Here is a 15,338-nt window from a genome sequence, read left to right as displayed (position 1 = left end):
CGACGCCACCAGCGGCGGCGGGGCGGGGGAGGCGGGGTGACCACGGCCTCGCGGGCCCGCCGCCGCGCGGCGCGCCGCTCGTGCCATGCCGCCACCTCCGCCTCCACGTCGCGCAGCGGCGTGATGACCGGGGGTCCGCCGAGCAGCTGGCGGCGTGCGTCGCGGACGCGGGCGTTGAAGTCGTCCAGGTGGGCGCGCACGGCGGTCTCGGTGGTCAGCGCGTCCACGGCGTCGATCAGGTCGGCGTCCTCCTTGCGCAGCCCGAGCGCGGGCGGCATCGCGCCGCTGACGTCCTCGCGCTCGGCGAGCCGCTTGATCCACCAGTCCGGGTCGTACGGCTGCTGCAGCGCCGGGATCGGCTTGCCGGCGTACTCCAGGTCGTCGAACTCGCCGCGGTCGATGGCGGCCTGCACCTGGGCCTCGACCCAGCGTCCACGGTGCTGGGCGCGCAGCGAGCGGCGCTTCTCGTCGTCGTCCTGCTCCTCGCGGCGCTCGTCGTCACCGCGGGCCTCCTGCTCCAGGCGCAGGCGGTACTCGTGCAGCCTGCGGTCGCGCTCGGACATCGTCACCTCCGGGCCGTCCACGCTACCCAGGCGGTCCCGAGCCGCACGCGGGCGTCGCGCGTCAGGCCAGCGCGAGGGCGGCCAGCGCCAGTGCGGCGGGCAGCGCCTGCACGAACAGGATGCGCCGGCTGGCGGTCGCGGCGCCGAACAGGCCGGCGACGAGGACGAAGACCAGGAACAGGGCCTGGATCTCGGTGTCGTCGCGCACCAGCCCGTAGACCAGGCCGGCGGCGAGGAAGCCGTTGTAGAGCCCCTGGTTCGCCGCGAGGGCGCGGGTGTCGTGGGCGAACTGCTCCTCGAGACCGAACGCGGCGCGGCCGCGCGGCGTGGTCCACAGGACCATCTCGAGCACCACGATGTACACGTGGACGAGCGCCACGAGGGCGACCAGGACGGTGGCGACGACGGACACGGGCCCTCCTTCGAGCGGGACGCCGAGGAGCCTAGGCCCCGTCCGGTGGCGCCGCGTCGCAGGGCCGGGCCGGGAGCCGCGCGGGCCCCCACGGCGGGCGTACGGTGGCGCCGTGACGGTGCTGCTCCTGCCGAGCCCCCTGCTCCCGGCGCTCGCCTACGAGCCGCTGGCGCAGGCGCTGCGGCGACGCGGCCGCGAGGTGGTGCTGGCCGACGGCACGGGTCCTCGCTCGGGCTGGCAGATGACGTCGCGCTGGGCGCGCCGGGTCGGGACGGCCGACGTGGTCGTGGCCCACAGCAACGCGGGGTACCTGGCCCCGGCGGCGCGTGCGGTGGCCCGGTCGGACGCCGCCCTGGTGCTCGTCGACGCGGCCCTGCCGCCGCGGGCCGGCCTGACGCGCCTCGCTCCGCCGGACCTGCGCACCTGGCTGGGGGCCATGACGCTGGACGACGAGGGACGACTGCCGCCCTGGACGCGCTGGTGGGACCGCTCCGCCGTCCGCCGGGTCGTCCCGGCCCGGCTGCTCGACGAGCTCGACGCGGCGTGCCCGCGCGTCCCGCTGGCCTACCTCGACAGCGTCGCCGTCGCCCCGCGGGCGTGGAGCACCCGACGCAACGCCTACCTCGTCCTCAGCCAGGCGTACGAGGCGGAGGCGCGGTGGGCGGAGGCCGAGGGATGGCCGGTGCGGCGGCTGGCCGGGACGCACCTGCACCACCTCTGGGAGCCGGACGTGGTCGCCCGAGCCGTGGACGACCTCGCCGGCTCCCTCGAGGCGGACTAGGGCCGCACCACCAGGCTGAGCGTGACGTTGAGCGTCGCCGTGCCGCTGACGACCCTGACCGCGATGCGCGACGTGGCCGCCGTGACCGGGGTCCCGCTCAGCACGCCGTCCGCGGACAGCGTCATCCCGGCCGGGACGCCGGTGGCGGTCCAGGCGTAGCTGCCGCTGCCGCCGGCCGCGACGAGCGCGAACCGGTAGGCCGTGCCCACCTTGCCGGCCGTCGGGGTCGGCGTCCGCAGGGTGACGGCCGGGTCGACGACCGTGAGCGTCACCGTGCTGGTGCGCGTCTGCAGTCCGCTCCGCACGGTGACCTCGACCGGGTAGGTGCCGGACCGGGCGGGGACGCCCGTGATGATCGCGCCCTTCAGGGTGAGCCCGTCGGGCAGCCCGGTCGCGGACCAGGTGTACGGCGCGACGGCCCCGGTGGCGCGGAGCGTCGCCGAGTACGAGCGCCCGGTCGTGCCCTTGGCCGGCACCTGGGCCGGGATCGTCAGCGGCGTCTGCACCAGGAAGGTCTTCCAGCCGGGGAACGTGGCCTTGCGGCCGTCCGCGTCCGTGACCGTGATGACGACGCTGGTTCCCCGCGAGACCGCGGTCGGGGTGCCCGTGAGGCGTCCGTCGGCGCCGAACGTCAGCCCGGCGACCTTCGGGGCGGCCGTCCACGAGTACGGCGGGGTGCCGCCGGACACGACCTGCTGGGAGTAGGCCTGGCCCACCACGCCCGCCGGGACGGTCGTGGCGGTGGTCAGCGGCTGCCCGGTCGGCTCGCCGCGCAGGCGGACGCGGTAGGCACCGGTCGAGCCGTAGGACGAGTAGCCGGGGCCGTCGCCGCCGCGGACCGTGACGACGTGCGTGCCGGCCGGGAGGCTGGCGGTCGCGCCGAGACCCTGGGCCGTCGTGGCGCTGCTGCGCGTGGTGCCGGGGTTGACCACCTGGGTGGTCGCGCCCGACGCGTCGCTGACGGTGAGCTCGACGTCGAGGTTGCTCCAGGTGGTGAGCGGCTCGGCGACGACGTCCATGGGCGTCTCGGACGTGACGACGAAGCTGTCCGCGTCGTCCGGTCCGGTGACCAGGCCCGTGGCGCTGGTGGTCAGCCGCGTGGCGACGGCCGGGTCGGTGGTGCCCGGGTGGTCGTCGGCGGCGACGCCGAGCTGGCGGCCGATGATCGCCGTGTCGTCCTGCTGGTTGGTGGCGGTGGCGTACTCGCCGCGGCTCCACTGCGAGACCGGCTGGTAGTAGCCGACGCCCATGATGGGCGCCCACGGGTCGGTGCCGGTGTGGTAGCCGGCGTTGGCGTCGCCGTCGTGGAACAGACCGAAGTTGTGGCCCGCCTCGTGCGAGGCCGCCTCGGCGATCGCCTTGGGCGAGCCGAGCGCCTCGGCGAACACCAGCGCCGGCTGGTACTGGACGCCGACGTGCTCGAAGACGTTCACGTAGGCGATGCCGCCGCAGCCGCACTCGGCCTGCATGCCGCTGCTGCGGCTGGTCACCACGACGCGGATGCCGTACTTGGTGTCGGTGGACGTCGTGCGGCCGAGGGCGGCGGTGCCGGGGTCCTGGGTCGTCACGTCGACGTCCCAGGCGGCGTAGTCGGCCGCGACCGACTCCCACACCGCGGCGACCGCGGCGCGCTCGGCGTCGGTGAACGTGCCGGGGACGCCGTTGGTGTCGTAGGCCCCGAGCGGGATCGACGTGCGTCCGCGCGAGGTGTTCCACGCGGTGCCGCTCAGCGTCCGGCCGCGGAAGTCGAGGTAGATGACCTTCGAGGCGCCCTTGCGCGAGTGCAGCGAGAACGCGTCGGCCGGCTTCACGCTGGCGTTGGCGATCGGCGTGGTCGCTGTGGCCGCCGGCTCGGCGGGCAGCTCGTCGACGACGAACAGCCGGCCGCACTGGTCGAGCCAGAGGGCGTCGTCCTCGGCGGCCTCGTGCTGCAGCGTCCGGACGGGGATCTTGTTGAGGTCGGCGACGGTCGCGTCGGGCACCTCGGGCAGCGCGTCCTGCGCCGGTTGCGGCTCGTCGAGCAGCGGTCGGGTGCACGTCGTGGCGGCGGCCACGGCCGCCGGTCCGTCGACGGTGGTGGCGCCGGCCGCCAGCACCGCGGTGCTGATCAGGGCGGCGACGAGAAGGGAGTGCGTCCTGCGGTGTGACATACGAGCTCCTGGGTCACGAGCGTCCCGCTTCCGTGCAGGACGATGACCGACCATCGGCAGGCTCGCGGCCGACCTGAGCGGTCCTGCGCGGAATCCTGCCGCTCGGCCCGGGCTCAGCGGCGGACGCGCAGGGTCAGCGTGCGCGTCACGGCGCGGCCGGTGGCGTCGGCCACGCGCACCCGCACGCGGTAGGTGCCGGCCCGGCGCGGACGACCCTGCAGGGTGGCGCGTGTCCCGGCCCGCGTGGGCACCAGGCGGACGCCGCGGGGCACGCCCGTCGCCCGCCACACGAACGTCGGCCGTCCGCCGTCGATCCTCACGTCCGACCGGTAGGCACGACCGAGTCGCCCGGACCGGACCGTGCGGGTGCGCACCGAGACCGTCCGGCGGACGACGACGGTGACCTGACGGGTCGCGGTGGTGGCCGCGCTGCTCGCTGTCACGGTGACGCGGGTGGTGCCGACGGCGCGGGGCCGGCCGCTGAGCGTCCCGTCCGCGGCCAGGGCCAGGCCGGCGGGAAGGCCGGTGGCGGTCCAGCGGTACCGCCCGTCGCCGCCGGTGGCGCCGAGCCGGGCCCGGTACGCCGTGCCGACCACGGCGGTCGGCACGCTCGACGTGCTGACTCCGACGACGTCCTGGACGACCAGCGGCACGCGCTGCGTCCGGCTCTGGCGGCCGCTCGCCGCGGTGAGCGTGACCGTGGAGGTGCCGGCCCGCGCCGGCGTCCCCGACAGGCGTCCGTCCGTGTCCAGGGCCAGCCCGGTGGGCAGGTCGGACGCGCTCCAGCGCACGTCGGCGGGTGCGCTCGTCACCCCGAGCAGGTGGGCGTACGGACGTCCTCGGGTCGCGCGGGGGAGCGACGCCGCGATCGGGGTCAGGGGCGTCTCCACCGCGAAGCCGGACCAGGCGGCGAGCTCGACCGTGCGGCCGGTGGCGTCGCGGACGACCGGCACCTGGGGGCTCGGGCCGGCCGTGGCCGTGGGGGTGCCGGTGAGGCGACCGTCGTCGGTGAAGACGAGGCCGGGCGGCACGTCGGCACCGCTCCAGGAGAGCGGCGGCGTGCCGCCGGTGACGACGGTGGCCGTGTAAGGCCGGCCGACGACGGCCGGGGCGACCGTCCGTGCGGCGGTCAGCACCGTTCCGGCCACCTCGCCGGTCGCGGTGATGCGGTACGCGCCGAGCGACCCGTACGCGCTGTAGCCCGGCCCCGCGCCACCCCGCACCGTGACGACGTGGCGGCCGGCCGCCAGCTGCGCCGAGGCGCCCAGGCCGCTCGCCACGGACGCGCTCACGCGGGTGGCCGCCGGGTTGACCCTCTGGCGCACGACGCCCGAGGCGTCGGTGACGACGAGCTCCACGTCGAGGTCGGTCGTCGCGCTCGTGGGGGTCGCGGTGACCGTCACCGCTCCGAGGGACTCGACCGCGAACGAGTCCTGGTCCGCCGGTCCGGTGACGACGCCGGCGGCCGAGGACGTCAGCGGCGTGGCCGTGGCCAGGGTCGCCGGCCCGGCGTGGTCGTCCCGGAGCAGGGGCAGGCTCGAGGAGATGATCGCCGTGTCGTCCTGGGTGCTGGTGGCGCCGGCGTACTCGCCGTGGCTCCACTGCGACACGGGCTGGTAGTAGCCGACGCCCATGATCGGCGCCCAGGGCCGCGTGCCGACGTGGTACGCCGCCGAGGCGTCGCCGTCGTGGAACAGTCCGAAGGTGTGGCCGGCCTCGTGCGAGGCGGCCTCGGCGATCGCCTTCGCCGAGCCCAGCACCCGGCCGAAGACGAGCGCCGGCTGGTAGGCGCCGCCGACGCGGTCGAAGACGCCGACGAACGCGACGCCGCCGCAGCCGCACTCGGTCTGCATGCCGTCACTGTCGCCCGCGACGAGCACGCGCATCCCGTACCGCGCGTCGGACGTGCTGGTGCGGACGAGCGCGTCGACGCCGGGGTCCTGGGTGGTCACGTCGACGTCCCAGGCCGCGTAGTCGGCCGCGACCGACTCCCAGACCGCGGCGACCGTCGCGCGCTCGGCGGCGGAGAACGTCGCCGGGTCGGCGTCCGACGACCACGCGCCGACGGTGATGGTCGGCCGCTCGCTGTTCCACGCGGTGCGGGTCAGGGAGTGCCCGGTGAAGTCCAGGTAGATCGTGCGCGGCGCCCCCGGGCGCGAGTGCAGCGCGAACGCATCGGTCGCCGCCCGGGCCACCGGGGGAGCGACGTCGGCGGGCTCGGGCTCGGCGGGCGCCTCCTCGACCGCGTACAGCCGACCGCACGGATCGACCCACAGGGCCTCGTCCCGGGCCTCCTCGCGGAGCCGGGGCACCGAGAGGTCGTTGACGGCGGCCACCTCGGCGTCCGGCAGCTCCGCGAGCGCGTCCTCGGCGGGCTGCGCCTCGTCGACCAGCGGGTCCGAGCACGGGGAGGCGAGCGAGACGGGAGCGGCCGACGCGACGGCCGAGCCGGTGAGCGGGAGCCCGGCGGCGACGAGGGCGACGACGACCAGACGGGCGAGCGGGTGGCGCAAGACGGCTCCTGGGTCCGAGGACCGTCCGAGCACGGTCCCGAGCACCTTCGTCAGCGCCGCCGCCGACCTGAGCGACACGGCCGCCGCGCCCTCCACCCCTCGCGGTCGACGTGGCGCGTCTCACGTCGTCGTGACGGCGGCGGGTCGGAGCGGCGTAGCCTGCGGCCATGACGACGGACGAGCGCGGGTGGACGACGGTGGACTCGGAGCAGGCGCTGACGGACCTGCTGGGGGAGCCGGCGGCCCGGGCCCGCGACAAGGGCCGCACCCGGCTGACCGACGCCGACCGGGCGTGGCTGGCCGCGAGCCCGTTCTGCGTGCTGGCGACGTCCGGGGCCGGTGGCTGCGACGCCTCGCCGAAGGGCGATCCCGCCGGCCGTCTGGTCCACGTGCTCGACGACCGGACGATCGCGCTCGCCGAGCGGCCGGGCAACCGGCGCGCCGACGGGTACCGCAACCTGCTGCAGGACCCGCACGTCGGCCTGATCTTCGTCATCCCGGGGCGGGGCGACACGCTACGGGTCAACGGGCGGGCGACGCTGGTCAGCGACGCGCCGTTCCTGGACGAGATGCGGGTGCAGGACCGCCGACCGGTCATGGCGATGGTGGTCGACGTGCAGGAGGTCTTCTTCCACTGCGCGAAGGCGTTCATGCGCTCGCGGCTGTGGGAGCCGGAGACCTGGGACCCCGAGGCGCACGTGCCCCGCCGGGCCGTGCTCGCGTCGCAGCTCGAGCCGACCGGCCAGACGCTGGACGAGCTCGACCGCTACTACGCGCCCGAGCAGTACGCCCAGGGCCTGTACGCCTGAGCCGGTCGGCTCAGGCGCGCGCCTCCGCGTCGGCGACGATCGAGGGGTAGCGCTCGGCCATCCGGCCGGCGAGCGCCTGCGCCGCCTTGAGCGGACGCACCATGACCATGAACTCGGTGACACGCCCCTCGTCGTCGAGCGTCAGGAAGTCGCAGCCGGTCAGCTCGAGCCCGTCGACGGTGGCCTCGAAGACGTACGCGTGCTCGTGACCGTCCTGCAGCTGGCGGACGTACCGGAAGTCCTGGAAGACCTCGACGACGGCGCGCAGGATCGCGCTGGTGATCGGCTTGCCCGGGTACGGCGTGTGGGCCACCGGGCTGCGGAACACGACGTCGTCGGCCAGCAGCCGGTCGACGGCGTCCATGTCGTGGGCCTCGACGGCCTCGCGGAAGGTGGTCACGGCGGTCCTCCTCGGATCGGGTCACGCCGAGGCTAGGGGAGGGTCAGGTCAGGACGTCCTGGTCGGGCGTCACCATCGGCTCGCGCAGGCCACCGCGCTGGGCGGCGGCACCGGCCGTCACCACCAGGGCCACGCCCAGCACCTGCAGGACGCCGGGCTGCTGGCCCAGCACGACGAGCCCGAGCAGGGCCCCGATGGCCGGCTCCAGCGCCATGAGCGTGCCGAACGCCAGCGGGGTCATGCGGCGCAGGGCGAGCATCTCCAGCGCGAACGGCAGGCAGGGCAGCAGCAGGGCCAGCCCGAGCGCCGTGGCCACGATGCCGGGGGAGAGGTGCCCGGCAGCCTGCGGGACGCCGACGACCGCGGCGGTGAGGGCGGCGACGGGGATCGTGAACGCGAGCCCGTCGACGCCGGCGAACCGGTCGCCCACGTGCTGGGTCAGCAGGATGTAGCAGGCCCAGCCGACCGCGCCGAGCGCCGCGAACCCGACGCCGGCGGGGTCGACGTCGCCGTGCCAGGGCTCGGTCAGCAGGACCACGCCGGCGAGCGCGAGCAGGGGGAGGAGCAGGCCGCGACGGCTCCCGCTGCGGACCGCCGCGACGGTCAGGGGGCCGAGGAACTCGATCGCCACCGCCGTGCCCAGGTCGATCCGGTCGAGGGCGGCCAGGAACGACAGCGTCATGAGACCCGTCGCCACGCCCAGGCCGAGCACGACGGGCAGGTCCGCCCGGCGCAGGGAGCGCACGGAGGGGCGCACGAGGACGACGAACACCAGCGCGCCCATGGTGAGCCGGAGCCACGCGGTGCCGGCCGGGCCGACGTCGTCGATCAGGCCGACCGACAGCGCGGAGCCGAGCTGCACCGAGAACATGGCGAGCAGCGCCATCGACCACGGCGGGACGGCCAGGTGAGTGCGGTGCCGGTCAGCCACGAGGGTCCCTGCTCCCCGGACGAGAGCCGACGCCGGGCTCCAGGATCGTCATGGAGAAGCGCACCGGGGCGTCGCCGGCGTTGACGTAGGCGTGCTCCACGTCCCCTCGGAAGCTGAGCGCGTCCCCGGCGGCGAGCAGGGTCGTGTCGTCGCCGACGCGCACCTGCAGCTCACCCTCGTGGACGTGCAGGAGCTCGGCCGTGCCGCGCGAGTGCGCCTCGCTGACCTGTGACTCGCCGGCCTCGAGCGTCCAGTCCCACAGCTCGAGCACGTCCGGCGGCTCGGTGCCCGTGACGAGCACGCCGCGTCCGCCGTGCTCGCCGGTCCAGAGGGTGGCGCCCTCGCCGGCCCGGGTCACCTTCGGGCCGGTGCGGTGGGCGGGCTCGACGAGCGAGGGGAGTCCGATGCCGAGGGCGTCGCTGAGCGCCAGCAGGGTCGAGACGCTGGGGTTCGTCGCGCCCTGCTCGACGTTGACCAGGGCGCGGCGGCTGAGACCGGCCTGCTCGGCGAGCTGGTCGAGCGTCCATCCCTGCGCGGTGCGGGCGACGCGCACGCGGTCGCCGATCAGCGCGGCAAGCTCGGCGGCGGAGGAGTCCATGCGAGCAGCATAGTGCACTGAACTGCACGATAGGGAAGTGGCACGCTCGAGAACGCCGTGGGAGCCGTCGAGGTCGACCCATGTCCAGGAGCCGCCGACCGGCCTAGATTGGACTGGGCCGGCTCGACAGCAGGAGGCGCCATGACGGACGATCCGCCCCGCACCGCACCACGCGTCACCGCGACGTTCTTCGCCAGCGGCCGCTCCGTGCTGACCGTCGACGGCGTCTCGCAGCGACATCCGTGCCCGAGGGACGTCCTGGAGCGGGTCGTCGCGCTGGCTCGTCGTCAGGCGTCCCGCGTCGTCGTCGTGCGGGTGCTCACCGTCGACGGGACGCGCATCCGGCTCGTGGCGGCCGCGGACGGCACGTTCCGCGACGAGACGTGCCCGGCGCAGGCGTACGACGCCGGCGAGCTGTCGGCGCTCGTCCTGGCGCTCGCTGCGCTGGACGACGAGCCGGACGCGTCACCGGTGCGGCGGCGCGATCCGCGCGGCAGCGTGCTCGTGCCCGATCCGCTGCTGTCGTTGCCGCCGTGGTGACCGTCGAGGGGAGCGCTGGTCGGCCGCCCAGGTCGACCTGAAGATGCACAAGTTGACATAATGTGCATTATCGGACAAGTGGGTACGGGTCTCCGGAAGGGGCGCCAGCACCGCCTGAGCGCTTCCTAGAGCCTCAGCGCCGTCCGTACCAGCGAGGCGACGCCGGCGGAGCGGCTGTGCGGCGGCCAGGCGATCACCGTCGTGACGCGGGGTGCGTCCGAGATCGGGACGGCGACGATGCCGTCGCGCAGCAGCGACCGCGCGGACTCCGGCAGCACGACGCAGGTGCGTCCGAGCGCGACGAGCTGCAGCAGCTGGGTGTGGTCGCGGACCTCGGGTCCGTCGCCGTCGGGATACGTGCCGTCCGGACGCGGCCAGCGCGCCGGCGGCGGGTCGGTCAGGGCGTCCACCTCGGCGGTCGTGACGCTCGCGCGGCCGGTCCAGTCGTGCCCTGCGGGCAGCAGCACCATCTGGACCTCCTCGGCGAGAACCTCGACGTCCAGGCCGCTGACGGAGTCGTGCGGCAGGTGCAGCAGCGCCACGTCGGCCCGTCCGTCGCGGAGCATCGGTCCCTGCTCACCGATGCCGCACAGCTGCACGTCCACGGCGACAGCGTCGGGCTCCGCCGCGTAGGCGTCGAGCAGCTTGGCGAGCAGCTCGCTGGACGCTCCCGACTTCGTCACGAGCACCAGGCTCGCCGACTGGCCGGTACCGGCTCGGCCGACTCGTCGGGTGCGTCGCTCGGCGGCCTCGACGGCCGACAGCGCGGCGCGGGCCTCGCGCAGCAGCAGCTGGCCGGCCTCCGTGAGGGACGTCGTCCGGCTCGACCTCTCCAGCAGCACCGTGCCGAGCCGGCGCTCGAGCTGAGCGATCGCCCGTGACAGCGGCGGCTGGGCGATGCCGAGGCGTTCGGCCGCGCGTCCGAAGTGCAGCTCCTCGGCGACGGCGACGAAGTACCTGAGCTCCCGCGTCTCCATGGTCACGACCGTACGCCGGTCCCCTGCTGGACCGATACCCGCGGGGTATGGATGCCCACCGAGACGGTGTTGGGGTGCGCGGTGCCCGGGCCGGACGATCGAGCCATGAACGAGAAGACGACCGCGCTGGTCACCGGCGCGAACAAGGGAATCGGCTACGAGATCGCGCTGGGACTGGGCCGGCACGGGATGCGCGTGGGGGTGGGTGCTCGTGACGCGGGGCGGCGTGAGGACGCCGTCGCACGGCTCCGCGAGGACGGGGTCGACGCCTTCGGGGTCGCCCTGGACGTCACCGACGCGGACTCCGTCGCCTCCGCCGCCCGACAGCTCCAGGACGAGGAAGGACGCCTGGACGTGCTGGTCAACAACGCCGGGGTCACCGGTTCGATGCCCCAGGCGCCGACCCTCGCCTCGCCGGACAACCTGCGTGCCGTGCTGGAGACCAACGTCATCGGTGTCGTCGCCCTCACGAACGCCCTGCTCCCCCTGCTCCGTCGGTCGCCGTCGCCACGCATCGTGAACGTGTCCAGCAGCGTCGGCTCGTTGACCCGGCAGAGCCAGGACGGCGGCGACACGGGCCCGCTCTCGGCGGTCTACTCCCCCTCGAAGACGTACCTCAACGCCATCACGCTGCAGTACGCCAAGGAGCTCGCCGACACGAACGTGCTCATCAACCTGGCGTGCCCCGGGTTCGTGGCCACGGACCTCAACGGCTTCCGCGGTCACCGCACGCCCGCGCAGGGAGCAGCGACGCCCATCCGCCTGGCGACGCTGCCCGACGGCGGCCCGAGCGGCGGGTTCTTCGAGGACGCCGGCCCGGTCCCCTGGTGAAGCCCACGGGCGCACGTCGCCGGAGGCCCACCGGCCCCGAGGGTGCCGGCGCGGTCAGGCGTCGACGTAGGCCGCCAGGTGCTGGCCGGTCAGGGTCGCTCGCTGGGCCACGAGGTCGGCGGGCGGGCCCTCGAAGACGACCTCGCCGCCGTCGTGGCCCGCGCCCGGTCCGAGGTCGATGATCCAGTCGGCGTGGGCCATGACGGCCTGGTGGTGCTCGACGACGATGACGGACGTGCCGGCGTCGACCAGGCGGTCGAGCAGCGCGAGCAGCTGCTCGACGTCGGCCAGGTGCAGGCCCGTGGTCGGCTCGTCGAGTACCAGCACCCCGCTCCCCTCGCCCATCTGCACCGCGAGCTTGAGCCGCTGACGCTCGCCGCCGGACAGCGTCGTCAGCGGCTGGCCGAGCGTGACGTAGCCCAGGCCCACGCCGGAGAGCCGCTCCAGGATCTTGGCCGCGGCCGGCACCCGCGACTCCCCCTCGGCGAAGAAGCGAGCGGCCTCGTCGACCGGCATCGCCAGCACCTCGGCGATGTTGCGGCCGCCGAACGTCAGCTCGAGCACCGCGGCCTGGAAGCGGCGGCCCTCGCACTCCTCGCACGGTGCCGCGACGCCGGCCATCATCGCCAGGTCGGTGTAGACGACGCCCGCGCCGTTGCAGACCGGGCAGGCGCCCTCGGAGTTCGCGCTGAACAGGCCGGGCTTGACGCCGTTGGCCTTGGCGAACGCCTTGCGCACCTGCTCGAGCAGGCCCGAGTAGGTGGCCGGGTTGCTGCGGCGCGACCCCTTGATCGCACCCTGGTCGACCGCGACCACGTCGTCGCGGGACGCGACGGAGCCGTGCACGAGCGAGCTCTTGCCCGACCCGGCCACGCCCGTCACCACGACGAGCACGCCCAGCGGCACGTCGACGTCGACGTCGCGCAGGTTGTTGGACGAGGCGCCACGGACCTCCAGGACGCCGGTGGGCGTGCGCACCTCGGGCTTGAGCCGCGAGCGGTCGTCCAGGTGACGCCCCGTGACGGTGTCGGCCCGGCGCAGGTCGTCGACGGTGCCCTCGAAGCAGACCTCGCCGCCGCCGGAGCCCGCCGCCGGGCCCAGGTCGACGACGTGGTCGGCGATCGCGATCGTCTCGGGCTTGTGCTCGACGACGAGCACGGTGTTGCCCTTGTCGCGCAGCTGCAGCAGCAGGGCGTTCATCCGGTCGATGTCGTGCGGGTGCAGCCCGACCGTCGGCTCGTCGAAGACGTACGTGACGTCGGTGAGCGACGAGCCGAGATGCCGGATCATCTTGGTGCGCTGCGCCTCGCCGCCCGACAGCGTGCCGGCCGGACGGTCGAGCGAGAGGTAGCCCAGCCCGATCGCCACGAACGAGTCGAGCAGGTGGCTCAGGCCGGCCAGCAGCGGCGCGACGGACGGCTCGTCGAGGTCGCGCACCCAGGCGGCCAGGTCGGTGATCTGCATGGCGCACAGGTCGGCGATGTTCCGGCCGCGGATGCGTGACGACAGGGCCTCGGGACTCAGCCGGGTGCCGCCGCAGTCCGGACAGGCGGTGAACGTGATCGCACGATCGACGAAGCGGCGCACGTGGGGCTGCATCGCCTCGACGTCCTTGGACAGGAAGGTCTTGCGGATCTGCGGCACGAGCCCCATGTAGGTGACGTTGATGCCGTCGATCTTGATCTTGGTCGCCTCGCGGTGCAGCAGGTCGTCCATCTCGGTGGCGGTGAACTCCCCCACCGGCTTGTCGGGGTCGAACCACCCGCAGCCGCGGTAGATGCGTCCGTACCAGCCGTCCATCGTGTAGCCGGGCACCGTGATGGCGCCCTCGTTGAGCGACCTCGACGCGTCGAACAGGGCGCTCAGGTCGAAGTCCTGCACGTGCCCGGTCCCCTCGCACCGCGGGCACATGCCGCCCAGGCGGTGGAAGTTCGCCTTCTCGGCCTTGGTGCGGCCACCCTTCTCGATCGTGATCGCGCCGCTGGCCCGCACCGACGGGACGTTGAACGAGTACGCGTTGGGTGAGCCGATCTGCGGGTCGCCGAGCCGGCTGAACAGGATGCGCAGCATGGCGTTGGCGTCGGTGGCAGTGCCGACCGTCGAGCGCGGGTTCGCGCCCATGCGCTCCTGGTCGACGATGATCGCCGTCGTCAGGCCCTCGAGCAGGTCGACCTCCGGACGGGCCAGCGTCGGCATGAACCCCTGCACGAAGGCGCTGTACGTCTCGTTGATCAGCCGCTGCGACTCCGCGGCCACCGTGCCGAACACCAGCGAGCTCTTGCCCGAGCCCGAGACGCCGGTGAAGACGGTGAGCCGGCGCTTGGGCAGGTCGAGGCTCACGTCGCGCAGGTTGTTGACCCGGGCGCCGCGCACCCGGATGAGGTCGTGGGCGTCGGCGGCGTGCGGCGCGGACGGGTCGGCGGTCTGGGTCATGGCCTGCCTCTCGGGAGCGGACGTCGCAGGCATCCTCGCAGGCCCGGGTGACAGCCGGGGCGAGTCCGACGGGACCGCGGCTCAGGTTCGCGCGCGACCGTCCGATCGTCCCAGGAGGTCCGGACACGGCGCCGACGTCGGACGGGGCCGGTAGGGTCGACGTGTCGACACCGCGACCGGGCGGTGTCCAGAGGGGAACGGACGAGCGACATGGACGAGGTGGACGAGCGCCGCGCGCGCAACACGGTCCGCTGGTCCTCCATGCTCGTCGACAACCTGCTCCAGCTCGAGCCCGGCGACCCCGACGCCGTCCACGTCGCCCGCGACCTGGTCTCGGCCCGTCACGAGGTCGACGAGCTGCAGGCCGCCCACCCGTCCGCGCCGTGGGCCCCGACCGCCGTCGGGCTGCTGAGCACCGCCGCCGGACGCGCCGAGGCCATCCTGCGGTCGCGCCACGGCCTCACCGACGCCGACCTCGACCGGCTCGGCCTGCTCCCCCTGGTCGACGCCGGCGTGCCGGCGGCCGGCAACGAGGCCTAGCCGCGCGGCCGGCGCCAGTAGCCGGCGATGTCGCACGTCCCCCGCGCGAACCCGTGCTGGCGCGCCCACACACGCACCGGCTTGAGCACGCTCGCCTCCCCCGCGGCCCACAGGTACGTGGGAACGCCCTCGGGCAGCGTCAGCGACTCCAGGTGGCGCCCGAGCGTGCCGAGGTCGTAGCCGGGCTCGTCCTCGTGGAACCAGGTCAGCTGCACCCCGTCCCGCACCGCCAGCGGCTGCTCGTCCGCCGCGCCGGGCACCGCGACGGCGACCTGGGCGGTCGTCGACGGTCCGAGCTCCTCGAGCCAGCGCGCCACGGCGGGCAGCGCGGTGTGGTCGGCGAGCAGGACGTGGTGGCCGAACGCGTCCGGCAGCAGGTAGGTCGGTCGCGGACCGGTGATCCACACGTCGGTGCCCGGCACGACGCGCTGCGCCCAGTCCGAGGCCAGCCCGCCCTCGTGCACGACGAAGTCGATCCAGACCTCGCCGGCCGCGTGGTCGAGCCGGCGGATCGTGTACTCGCGGGTCTCGGGGAACGGGCGGGGCCACTCCAGCCCCTTCTCCCCCACCGTCGGCAGCCGGACCGAGCCGTCCTCGTCGGGGAAGATGATCTTCACGTGCTCGTCCGGCGTCCGGGGCTCCAGCGCGGCGACCTCGTCGCCGCCCAGCACGAGCCGGACCATCCGCGGGGTCACCTGCTCGCGCCGCAGCAGCCGCAGCCCGTGCACCGACGGCTCACGGTCCAGGTGCTCGGCGCGGGGGCCGTCGGGCGTGGTCACGGGCTTCCTCCAGGACGTCGTCGGGTGCGACCAGCAGGCTAGCCGCTGGCCTCCGGACCGGCCCTCGCGCCCGGGCTGCGA

The 15,338-nt window shown here is 74.6% G+C and carries 15 protein-coding genes; 5 read left to right on the top strand and 10 right to left on the bottom strand.

Annotation, left to right across the window (positions count from 1 at the left end; genetic code table 11):
• Both E0W78_RS15200 and E0W78_RS15195 read right to left on the bottom strand, forming a co-directional pair.
• Positions 1 to 563, bottom strand: a 563-nt coding sequence (locus E0W78_RS15200) for a DUF1992 domain-containing protein (protein ID WP_131404780.1), incomplete at its 3' end; no start/stop codon positions are given.
• 61 nt (positions 564 to 624) lie between these two features.
• Complete coding sequence (locus E0W78_RS15195; protein WP_131404779.1) at positions 625 to 975, bottom strand: DUF1304 domain-containing protein; 351 nt, start codon at positions 973 to 975, stop codon at positions 625 to 627.
• A gap of 112 nt (positions 976 to 1,087) precedes the next feature.
• On the opposite strand from E0W78_RS15195, the gene E0W78_RS15190 reads away from it, so the two are divergent.
• Positions 1,088 to 1,756, top strand: coding sequence for a hypothetical protein (locus E0W78_RS15190; RefSeq protein ID WP_131404778.1), 669 nt, complete (start codon positions 1,088 to 1,090; stop codon positions 1,754 to 1,756).
• On the opposite strand, the gene E0W78_RS15185 is transcribed toward E0W78_RS15190, so the two are convergent.
• Both E0W78_RS15185 and E0W78_RS15180 read right to left on the bottom strand, forming a co-directional pair.
• The gene (locus E0W78_RS15185; RefSeq protein WP_131404777.1) at positions 1,753 to 3,906 is read right to left on the bottom strand and encodes a zinc-dependent metalloprotease family protein; all 2,154 of its coding nucleotides are present in this window, start codon (positions 3,904 to 3,906) and stop codon (positions 1,753 to 1,755) included. The genes E0W78_RS15190 and E0W78_RS15185 overlap by 4 nt on opposite strands.
• 113 nt (positions 3,907 to 4,019) lie before the next feature.
• A complete protein-coding gene (locus E0W78_RS15180; RefSeq protein WP_131404776.1) occupies positions 4,020 to 6,419 on the bottom strand; it encodes a putative Ig domain-containing protein in 2,400 nt (799 codons plus the stop codon).
• Positions 6,420 to 6,586: 167 nt separating this feature from the next.
• Here E0W78_RS15180 and E0W78_RS15175 point away from each other — a divergent pair, with 167 nt between their 5' ends.
• On the top strand, positions 6,587 to 7,228 hold the full coding sequence (locus E0W78_RS15175; RefSeq protein WP_131404775.1) for an MSMEG_1061 family FMN-dependent PPOX-type flavoprotein: 642 nt from the start codon (positions 6,587 to 6,589) through the stop codon (positions 7,226 to 7,228).
• A 10-nt stretch (positions 7,229 to 7,238) separates the two neighbouring features.
• Here the strand turns inward: E0W78_RS15175 and E0W78_RS15170 are convergent, their stop codons facing one another.
• From E0W78_RS15170 to E0W78_RS15160, 3 genes are read right to left on the bottom strand one after another with little or no spacing between them, the layout of a single operon-like run.
• Positions 7,239 to 7,628: a nuclear transport factor 2 family protein gene (locus E0W78_RS15170; RefSeq protein ID WP_131404774.1), complete on the bottom strand. Its 390-nt coding sequence runs from the start codon at positions 7,626 to 7,628 to the stop codon at positions 7,239 to 7,241.
• A 43-nt stretch (positions 7,629 to 7,671) separates the two neighbouring features.
• Complete coding sequence (locus E0W78_RS15165; protein WP_242686376.1) at positions 7,672 to 8,559, bottom strand: EamA family transporter; 888 nt, start codon at positions 8,557 to 8,559, stop codon at positions 7,672 to 7,674.
• Positions 8,552 to 9,157, bottom strand: a complete 606-nt coding sequence (locus tag E0W78_RS15160; protein ID WP_131404773.1) for an XRE family transcriptional regulator — start codon at positions 9,155 to 9,157, stop codon at positions 8,552 to 8,554. Before E0W78_RS15160 ends, E0W78_RS15165 begins: the two co-directional genes overlap by 8 nt.
• A gap of 141 nt (positions 9,158 to 9,298) precedes the next feature.
• Between E0W78_RS15160 and E0W78_RS15155 the strand changes: the two genes are divergently transcribed.
• Positions 9,299 to 9,697, top strand: coding sequence for a hypothetical protein (locus E0W78_RS15155; protein ID WP_131404772.1), 399 nt, complete (start codon positions 9,299 to 9,301; stop codon positions 9,695 to 9,697).
• Between the two features lie 125 nt (positions 9,698 to 9,822).
• Here the strand turns inward: E0W78_RS15155 and E0W78_RS15150 are convergent, their stop codons facing one another.
• The gene (locus tag E0W78_RS15150; RefSeq protein ID WP_131404771.1) at positions 9,823 to 10,674 is read right to left on the bottom strand and encodes a LysR family transcriptional regulator; all 852 of its coding nucleotides are present in this window, start codon (positions 10,672 to 10,674) and stop codon (positions 9,823 to 9,825) included.
• A gap of 105 nt (positions 10,675 to 10,779) precedes the next feature.
• On the opposite strand from E0W78_RS15150, the gene E0W78_RS15145 reads away from it, so the two are divergent.
• Entirely contained in the window at positions 10,780 to 11,505 is a 726-nt protein-coding gene (locus E0W78_RS15145; RefSeq protein ID WP_131404770.1) for an SDR family oxidoreductase, read from the top strand.
• 54 nt (positions 11,506 to 11,559) lie between these two features.
• Here the strand turns inward: E0W78_RS15145 and E0W78_RS15140 are convergent, their stop codons facing one another.
• Positions 11,560 to 13,938 (bottom strand): excinuclease ABC subunit UvrA, encoded by a 2,379-nt coding sequence (locus E0W78_RS15140; protein ID WP_131404769.1) that lies wholly within the window; start codon positions 13,936 to 13,938, stop codon positions 11,560 to 11,562.
• Between the two features lie 210 nt (positions 13,939 to 14,148).
• Between E0W78_RS15140 and E0W78_RS15135 the strand changes: the two genes are divergently transcribed.
• Positions 14,149 to 14,478: a hypothetical protein gene (locus E0W78_RS15135; protein WP_131404768.1), complete on the top strand. Its 330-nt coding sequence runs from the start codon at positions 14,149 to 14,151 to the stop codon at positions 14,476 to 14,478.
• Here the strand turns inward: E0W78_RS15135 and E0W78_RS15130 are convergent.
• Positions 14,475 to 15,257, bottom strand: a complete 783-nt coding sequence (locus E0W78_RS15130) for a siderophore-interacting protein (RefSeq protein ID WP_131404767.1) — start codon at positions 15,255 to 15,257, stop codon at positions 14,475 to 14,477. The two genes, E0W78_RS15135 and E0W78_RS15130, sit on opposite strands and share 4 nt — an antisense overlap.
• Positions 15,258 to 15,338 lie beyond the last annotated feature (81 nt).

Origin of the sequence: Aeromicrobium sp. IC_218, from assembly GCF_004336805.1 — a bacterium.
In the GTDB taxonomy this organism is placed as follows: Bacteria; Actinomycetota; Actinomycetes; order Propionibacteriales; family Nocardioidaceae; genus Aeromicrobium.
Note: the sequence above shows the minus strand (reverse complement) of the source record. Positions and strands in the feature narration are given on the sequence as shown.